At 75.0% G+C, this 5,691-nt stretch carries 6 protein-coding genes; all 6 read right to left on the reverse strand.

The genetic code is table 11. From position 1 onward, the window contains the following. Nucleotides 1-702 (reverse strand): NUDIX domain-containing protein (locus EF903_RS27565; protein WP_148142585.1); only part of this gene is annotated, 702 nt, incomplete at its 3' end. Nucleotides 703-707: 5 nt separating this feature from the next. Continuing rightward, the gene (locus tag EF903_RS27570; RefSeq protein WP_125547651.1) at nucleotides 708-1,811 is read right to left on the reverse strand and encodes an AAA family ATPase; all 1,104 of its coding nucleotides are present in this window, start codon (nucleotides 1,809-1,811) and stop codon (nucleotides 708-710) included. Continuing rightward, a complete protein-coding gene (gene pnuC / locus EF903_RS27575; protein ID WP_125547656.1) occupies nucleotides 1,808-2,401 on the reverse strand; it encodes a nicotinamide riboside transporter PnuC in 594 nt (197 codons plus the stop codon). The genes EF903_RS27570 and pnuC overlap by 4 nt, the downstream gene beginning before the upstream one ends. Before the next feature lie 160 nt (nucleotides 2,402-2,561). Next, nucleotides 2,562-3,719 carry a pseudouridine synthase gene (locus EF903_RS27580; RefSeq protein WP_125547653.1) on the reverse strand — a complete coding sequence of 386 codons (1,158 nt, stop codon included), beginning with the start codon at nucleotides 3,717-3,719 and terminating at the stop codon, nucleotides 2,562-2,564. Beyond that, nucleotides 3,719-4,288, reverse strand: a complete 570-nt coding sequence (scpB, locus tag EF903_RS27585; protein WP_246042862.1) for an SMC-Scp complex subunit ScpB — start codon at nucleotides 4,286-4,288, stop codon at nucleotides 3,719-3,721. The genes EF903_RS27580 and scpB overlap by 1 nt, the downstream gene beginning before the upstream one ends. A gap of 113 nt (nucleotides 4,289-4,401) precedes the next feature. Then, nucleotides 4,402-5,484 (reverse strand): ScpA family protein, encoded by a 1,083-nt coding sequence (locus tag EF903_RS27590; RefSeq protein WP_185902850.1) that lies wholly within the window; start codon nucleotides 5,482-5,484, stop codon nucleotides 4,402-4,404. Nucleotides 5,485-5,691: the final 207 nt, after the last annotated feature.

Below are 5,691 nucleotides of genomic sequence, written 5' to 3' on the forward strand. Positions count from 1 at the left end.
GAGCAGCGGGGGGTGCAGGGCGGTGGCGGGGCCGGCCCGGTAGAGGGCGGCCGGTTTGCCGCGGCCGCCGGTGAGCCGGGCGGCGCCGGGCACGGCTTCGACGAAGCCGGGGGTGGCGAGCACCTTGCGGCGGAAGTTGGGCCGGTCCAGGGCCGTGCCCCAGACCGTCTCGTAGACGGCCCGGAGCTCGCCGAGGGTGAACTCGGGCGGGCAGAAGGCGGTGGCCAGGCAGGTGTACTCCAGCTTGGCGCCGATCCGGGAGCGGGCGTCGGCGAGGATCGCCGCGTGGTCGAAGGCGAGCGGGCCGGCCTCCCCGACCGCGGCCCACCGGGCGCGGTCCGCATCTCCGCCGCCCTCCGCGGCCGGCTCGGGCATGTCGGGGACGAGTGCGGTGAAGGCCACCGACACCACCCGCATCCGGGGGTCGCGGTCCGGTTCGCTGTACGTGCGCAGCTGCTCCAGGTGGAGGGCGGCGACGACCGGCTCGGGCAGCCCGGTCTCCTCGGCGAGTTCGCGGCGGGCGGCCTGCTCGGCGGACTCGCGGGGCAGGACGAAGCCGCCGGGCAGCGCCCAGGCGCCCGCGTACGGGTCCTGGCCGCGCCGGATCAGCAGGACGTGGAGGGTGCCGGCGCGGACGGTGAAGACGGCGAGGTCGACCGTGACCGCGAACGGCGCGAAGGCGCGCGGGTCGTAGTCAGCCATGGCGGTCAGCGCCTTTCCGGGAGGGGGTCGGTGAAGTGCCAGGCCTCGGCGAGGAGTTCGTCGACGGCCCGGACGGCGGTCCGCAGGCGTGTCGCGCGGTCGCCGGTGACGAGGAGGTGGCGGCGCCCGGTGCGTTCCAGTTCCTCGCGGAAGCGGTCCGTCATCCAGGGCCGCAGGTGCGGGCCGTCGCGCAGGCCGTCGTCCTCGAAGGGGACGTCCGTGTGGTCGGTCAGCAGGTACAGGTCGCGCTTGCGGGCGGCCCCGATCCGCTCGACCTCGGCGCTGCGGGCTCCCGTGTACCGCTCGTGCCAGATGCCGGTCGCGAAGGAGTCGGTGTCGCAGAAGAGGACGGGCGAGCCCTCGCGGGCCGCGCGCTCCTCGTCCCCGTCCTGGCGGCGGGCGATGACGGGGAACTCCCCGGAGGCGAACTCGATGTCCTCCCAGGTCGCCTCCGGGTCGGCGGCGCGGGCGGCGGCGAGCTTCTCCTCGCTGTACCGGCGGCCGTACTCGGCGACCCACCCGGTGGCGGCCCACACCCCGCCGCGGGCCCGGTAGTGGGCGGCGAGCTCCCGGGAGAGCGTCGTCGTCCCGGTGGACTCGGCGCCGAGGACCACGACCCGCCGGGCCAGCGCGGCCCGTACCGCCGGCCCGAGGTGGGGCCAGCAGCCGACGGGGTCGGCGCGGACGGCGGTCCCGGAGACGGGGAAGCGGCTGCGGGCGGGGTCCACCAGGACTTCCCGGGCCCCGAACCGGCGGGCGAGCTCCGTCCCGTACTCCTCGGAGGTGAAGACGGCGTCGACGGGTTCGGGGACCGCCTTGCGGAAGACGGCCATGTGCGCGTCCCAGACGGCCGGGTCGTGCAGGTCGACCGGGATGTCGTCGACGGCGCCGACGACGCGCACGCCGGGCTGCGGGTGCGCGTCGCGCATCCAGGCGACCCGGTCGGCGAGCGGCACGGACTCCACCGAGGCCGCGCACACCAGGACGGTGAGCCGCTCGCACTGCGCGGCCGCGGTGTCCACGAGGTGGTGGTGGCCGGCGTGCGGCGGGTAGAACTTGCCGAGGACCAGCCCGTGCCCGTACGGGATTCCGGGCGCGCCGCCGCTCATGCCGCCGCCTCCGCGGCCGTACGGGCGCCGGGGTCCGTCCCGAGGCCGGCCAGGCTGCGCCGCCAGCCGAGCAGTCCGGCGACGCACAGCGCGAGGAAGCCGGTGTAGAGGACGGCGGTCAGGTAAAGGCCCTTGTAGGCGTACAGGGGGATGTAGACGAGGTCGGCGGCGATCCACAGCCACCAGGACTCGACGAGCTTGCGGCACTGGCCGTAGGTCGCCGCGAGTGACAGCCCGGTGGTCAGCGCGTCCCAGAAGGGGACGGTCGAGTCGGTGGCCCGGTCGAGAAGGAGCGTCAGCGCGAGCACCGTCACCGCCCCCGCCGCCGCGAGCACGGCCCATTCGGTGCGCGTGGTGCGGCGCACCGGCAGGGCTCCGGCGGTTCCCGGGCCACCCCCGTGGGTCCAGGACCACCAGCCGTAGGCGGCGAGGGCGATGAAGACGATCTGCAGTCCGGCGTCCGCGTAGAGGCCGGCCTGCGTGAACAGCACGATGAAGAAGACGTTGTTCGCGATGCCGACGGGCCAGTTGGCGACGTGCTGCCGGGCGACGAGCCAGACGCACAGGGCCCCGGTGGCGAACCCGAGCATTTCGGTCCAGCTCACGAGAGCATCGACCCCCCCTCACTCCTTTAATAGTCATCATGACTATAAACAGGGAGGGGTGTGCCGGGCAAGCAGAAAGCCCGCAGTGCCGTGTGGGGCACTGCGGGCTTCGCGTGCGGGGGCGGAGCGGGCCGCCGCGGCCGTCCTACAGGCCGACCTCGCGCATCAGCATGCCGACCTCGGTGTTGGTCAGGCGGCGCAGCCAGCCGGACTTCTGGTCGCCCAGCTCGATCGGCCCGAAGGCGGTGCGGACGAGCTTCTCGACCGGGAAGCCGGCCTCGGCGAGCATCCGGCGGACGATGTGCTTGCGGCCCTCGTGGAGCGTGACCTCCACCAGGTAGTTCTTGCCGACCTGGTCGATCACGCGGAAGTGGTCCGCGCGCGCCCAGCCGTCCTCCAGCTCGATGCCGTCCTTGAGCCGCTTGCCGATGTCGCGCGGCAGCGGGCCGGTGATGGCGGCGACGTAGGTCTTCTTCACCCCGTACTTGGGGTGGGTCAGGCGGTGGGCCAGCTCGCCGTGGTTGGTGAGCAGGATGACGCCCTCGGTCTCGGTGTCGAGGCGGCCGACGTGGAAGAGGCGGGTCTCGCGGTTGGTGACGTAGTCGCCGAGGCACTGGCGGCCGTCCGGGTCCTCCATGGTGGAGACGACGCCGACCGGCTTGTTCAGCGCGAAGAACAGGTACGACTGGGTCGCCACGGTCAGGCCGTCGACCTTGATCTCGTCCTTGGGCAGGACGCGCTTGCCCTGCTCGGTGACGATCTCGCCGTTGACCTCGACGCGCGCCTGCTCGATCAGCTCCTCGCACGCCCGGCGCGAGCCCATGCCGGCCCGCGCGAGCACCTTCTGGAGCCGCTCGCCCTCCTGCTCGGCGCCCGGGAAGGTCTTCGGGGTGCGGATGACCGGCTTGTCCGCGTACCGGTCGCGTACGCGCTCCTCGATCCGGGCGTCGAACTCGCGCGGCCGCGACGGGCTGCCGAAGCCGGCCTCGCCGCGCCGCGCGCCGCCGCCCTGGCCGCCGCGCCCGCCGCTCTGGGGCCGGCCCGGCTTCTTCGGGCTGCCCTTGGCGCCGCCGCGGGCGTCCGCGCCTCGGGTGCCGCGGGTGCGCTCGCCGTCGGGGCCGACGTCGTAGCGCCGCTCCTCCGGGCGCGGGCGGCGCGGGCGCTGCGGCGCGCCGCCCGCCCGCTCGTCGCGCGCGCTGCCGGCGCCGCGGGGGTTGCCGCGCCCGCGTCCGTCTCCGTCCCTGCGGCTGCCGCCGCCGCCCGTGTTCCGGTTGCCGCCGTTGCCGTTGCCGCTGCTTCGCATCAAAGTTCCGTCGTCTTGTCGTCTTCTTCGGTGTCCGGTGCGTCCGGATCGAACGACGGAACGCCTTCCTGCGTCTCGGCCTCGATCGCCTCCGCCTCGGGGAGGAAGGGCGCCAGCTCCGGGAGCTCGTCCAGGCCGCGAAGGCCCATCCGCTCCAGAAAGTAGTTCGTCGTCCTGTACAGGATCGCACCTGTTTCGGGTTCCGTGCCCGCCTCGGCGACCAGACCGCGCTGGAGGAGGGTGCGCATGACGCCGTCGCAGTTCACCCCGCGCACCGCGGAGACGCGGGAGCGGCTGACCGGCTGGCGGTAGGCGACCACGGCGAGGGTCTCCAGGGCGGCCTGGGTGAGGCGGGCCTGCCGGCCGTCCAGGACGAAGCGCTCGACGGCGGCCGCGTAGCGGGGGCGCGTGTAGAAGCGCCAGCCGCCGGCGACGAGCCGCAGCTCGAAGCCGCGCTGCTGGACGGCGTACTCGTCGGCGAGCTCGCGCAGGGCGGCGGCGATCTCGCGCGGGGTGCGGTCGAGGACCTTCGCGAGGTGGGCCTCGGCGGCGGGCTCGTCCACGACCATGAGGACGGCCTCCAGGGCGGGCTTCAGCGGCAGCCCGGCCAGGGCGTCGCCCGCGTCGTACGGGCCGTCGCCGCCCGGCAGGGCGTCCTCGGCGGGTGGCTGGTCCACGGATGTCAACTCCTTCGTTCCCCGGCTTCGGCGATCCGGTCGAACTCGTCGGTCACGGCGGGCATCGCCCCGGCCCCGCCGCCCGTCCAGCGCACGGTCAGCGTGCGCAGGGCCTCCTCCTGCTCCAGGGCGACCGCCTTCTCGCGGTAGAGCTCCAGCAGCGCCAGGAAGCGGGCGACCACCGTCAGGGTGTCGTCCGTGTCCCGGGTGAGCTCGTCGAAGGTGGCCGCGCCGCGCTCGCGGAGGACGGCCACGAGGACGGCGGCCTGCTCCCGGACGCTGACCAGGGGGGCGTGGATGTGGTCCACGTAGACCTGCGGCTCCGCCCTGGGCTGCATGGCCTTGGCTGCGAGCCGGGCGAACCCCTCGGCGCCGATGCCGAGGACGACCTCCGGCAGGAGCGCCGCGTGGTGGTCCTCCAGGCCGACGGTGCGCGGGTGGCGCCGGCCCTCGGAGTCGGCCCGCTCCGCGAAGATGTCGGCGATGCGCTTGTAGGCGCGGTACTGGAGCAGCCGCGCGAAGAGCAGGTCGCGGGCCTCCAGGAGGGCGAGGTCGGCCTCGTCCTCCACCTCGGCGGCGGGCAGGAGGCGGGCGGCCTTGAGGTCGAGGAGCGTCGCGGCGACGACGAGGAACTCGGTGGTCTGGTCGAGGTCCCAGTCGGGTCCCATGGCCCGGATGTGCGCCATGAACTCGTCGGTGACCTTGGACAGCGCGACCTCGGTGACGTCGAGCTTGTGCCGGGAGATGAGCTGCAGCAGCAGGTCGAAGGGCCCCTCGAAGTTGTCGAGCCGCAGCGTGAAGCGCCCGTCACCCGCTTCGGCGGACGCCCCGGCCTCGGCGGGCACGCCGGGCCCCGGCCCCGCCGCGGTGCGGGATGCCGCCTCCGGCGGGTCCTGAGGGGCGGCCGTGCCTGCCGGGGCATCGGGGACCGGTTCGGCGGCCGCGGGCCCGCAGACGGCCTCCTGCGGCTCCGCCGGTGCCGGCGCCGGCGCGGCGGGGGCCGGGGCCGCGCCGGGGCCGCGCCCGAGGGCGCGTCGGGGCGGGCGGCCGGCTTCGGCTTCGGCTTCGGCTTCGGCGGGAGAGGGCATTGCAGTCCAGGAAGGTACGGGGGCGGGCCCGATCGGCCCGCCCCAAGGCTCCCACGAACCCGGCCTCGGGCCCCCGGAGACCCGCGCCCACAGGGGGAGGCCGGCGCCGGTGAGGGCCGCCGCCAGAGCGTCGGGTCCGGCGTCGCGGAGCTCCCCGTACCGGGGTGAGCCCGCCGCTTCCGCCCGCAGGCGCTCCAGTACGTCCGG

It is taken from the genome of Streptomyces sp. WAC05292, from assembly GCF_003949955.1.
In the GTDB taxonomy this organism is placed as follows: Bacteria; Actinomycetota; Actinomycetes; order Streptomycetales; family Streptomycetaceae; genus Streptomyces; species Streptomyces globosus.